Annotated in this window: 2 protein-coding genes; both read left to right on the top strand. The window is 37.4% G+C overall.

Going from position 1 to position 2,489, the window contains the following annotated elements:
• Window positions 1-38 precede the first annotated feature (38 nt).
• On the top strand, window positions 39-1,007 hold the full coding sequence (locus GXZ93_03375; protein ID HHT78822.1) for a hydroxyacid dehydrogenase: 969 nt from the start codon (window positions 39-41) through the stop codon (window positions 1,005-1,007).
• Between the two features lie 597 nt (window positions 1,008-1,604).
• Window positions 1,605-2,348 (top strand): SDR family oxidoreductase, encoded by a 744-nt coding sequence (locus GXZ93_03370; protein ID HHT78821.1) that lies wholly within the window; start codon window positions 1,605-1,607, stop codon window positions 2,346-2,348.
• Window positions 2,349-2,489: the final 141 nt, after the last annotated feature.

Here is a 2,489-nt window from a genome sequence, read left to right as displayed (position 1 = left end):
AGTTGAAAAAATATCTTGAAGAAAAGGACATGATTTAAATGAAAAATATCCTTTTATCCCAGAAGATACATGAGGATGCCATAGAGTTTTTAAAAAATAAAGGCTTTAATATCACTATCTCTCCGTCCCCGGATGATGAAACTGTAAGGGAAAATGCCGGGGAAGCTGATGCAATAATAGTAAGAACAGCCACGAAACTATCAAGGGAGACTATTTTTTCATCTCCCAGGCTCAAGGTAATAGCCCGAACCGGCGGTGGAGTAGATAATGTTGATATTGAAGCTGCTTCCGAGAAAAACATACTGGTCTGCAATACGCCTGAAGCAAATACGGACAGCGTGGCAGAACATGCTCTTGCATTTATGCTTGCTCTGTCCAAATATCTGAACAAAATGGACTCAGAAGTCAGGAGCGGTAATTTTGCGATAAGGAATTCCTATCTGCCTGTTGATATGGCTGAAAAGACGCTTGGCCTTGTAGGGTTTGGAAAAATAGGGAGGAAACTTGCAAAGTTATGCTACAGTTGTTTTAAAATGGATATTCTTTTCTTTGATCCCTATGTGCAGGAGTTTAAGGAAGATGATTTTCAGTGCAAAAAAATGGAGAGTATGGACAAGCTGTTTGAATTGTCTGATTTCATAAGCGTTCATATTCCTTACACAAAGGAGAATCACCACATAATAGGGGAAAAGCTTCTGGGCAGAATGAAGAAAAGCGCATTCATAATAAATACTTCAAGAGGCGGGATAATTGACGAAAAAGCTCTGGCGGAAGCGCTGAATGAAGAAAAGATTTCCGGAGCGGCGCTGGATGTTTTTGAAAATGAGCCTCCTGAAAATGATAACCCGTTGCTTATGACCGACAATGTTTACCTGACACCCCATTCAGCTGCTCTTACAAAGGAAAGTTCAAGAAGGATGGCAATGCATGCAGCAGAGGGAGTTGCAGATTTTCTGGAAGGCAAAAATCCCAAATGGGTTTTCAATAGGGACAAAATAAAAATATAGGGCTTTTTTCTGATTTGTTATCCTGACAATCTGACAAATCTGCTGTTCGGGACAACAGCAAATCTTAAATCTTTTTCTCCGGACAGCCTTGAGTCAATATATTCCTGAGCAGGATTTATTTTGTCAAGACCGATATCGCATATTGTGGCTGTGTCAAAGTCAGAATATAAAAGTACATTAGCTTTTTGTAAGAAGTTTTGATACGACTACAGCTTTATATCCGCCGAGAACAAATTTTTTATCTTTTTGTAAAGAGATTTAAGGCTTCATATAAAGGTTTTACAGCAAACGGTTTTGAAATCGCATTCTGAATTATTTCTTCCTTGGTTTTTGCGGGGGATTCATTTTGCTCATAGTTAAACTTTATAACATTTTATTCAGGTATTTCCGGGTTTACAGATTTTCTGCCATAATTAAAAATATGTCCTACGGTTGTTTTATTGTCTGATTTATAAAATATTAAAGCATAAACTAATCAGATGTTATAACATAATATTGTTTGAAATTTTTTGAATTAGTAAAAAAATGTTTTTATTTATTATAAAATATGAAGATAGATTTTTAAAAAAATAGAATATCAAGCTGGGAGTTTAACAAATGAAAGAATTAAAAGGGAAGGTGGCAATTGTTACAGGTTCAGCCGGAGGGATCGGGGAAGCGACTGCTTTTGCGGTTGCAAGGGAAGATGCGGAAGCAGTAATTATAGCTGATCTCAATGTTGACAGGGGCAATGAAGTTGCAGAAAAGATAAGAAAAGAAACAGGAGCAAAATGTGAATTTATTAAAACGGATATATCCGACAGCGAAGAAATAAGAAGTCTTTTTAAGAAAATCTTTGACCGGTTTGGAAGGATTGACATTTTGATTAACTGTGCCGGGATATGTGATACTTTACCCATAGAAGAAATAGATGAAAAGCAATGGGATAAGATGCTGGGCATAAATCTGAGAGGTACATACCTGTGTTGCAGGGAAGCACTTATTCTTATGAAAAAAATGAAATATGGGAAGATAGTCAATGTAACTTCTATTTCCGGACAGATTGGGGGAATAGCTACAGGGATTGACTACTGTACTTCCAAAGGCGGCATTATAACGCTGACTATGTCTCTTGCAAAAATCGGAGGTCCTTACAACATAACTGTCAATGCGGTTTCTCCGGGTTTTATTGACACAGAAATGACCAGGGAATTTACTCATTTTGATCCCGAGACTGTGCCTTTGAGAAGAATCGGCAGACCGGATGAGGTTGCAGATGTGATAGTATTTCTGGCCAGCGACAAATCAAGATATGTCACAGGTACAATAATTAATGTAAATGGCGGAGTCTTTATGGGTTGAATGGGGACGTATAATGCCATGGATATTTTGCCAATATGAAGACGACTTAGCTATCCAAGCTTTAATTTAAATTTTCAATACCTGATTTATCAGGTTAGGAAATCAGCATTGCAGGAACTACCGGTTCAGATTTATTTTTCT

The organism is Actinomycetota bacterium (assembly GCA_012837825.1).
GTDB lineage: Bacteria > Actinomycetota > Humimicrobiia > Humimicrobiales > Humimicrobiaceae > Humimicrobium.
This window is presented reverse-complemented; position numbering and strand designations above follow the sequence as displayed.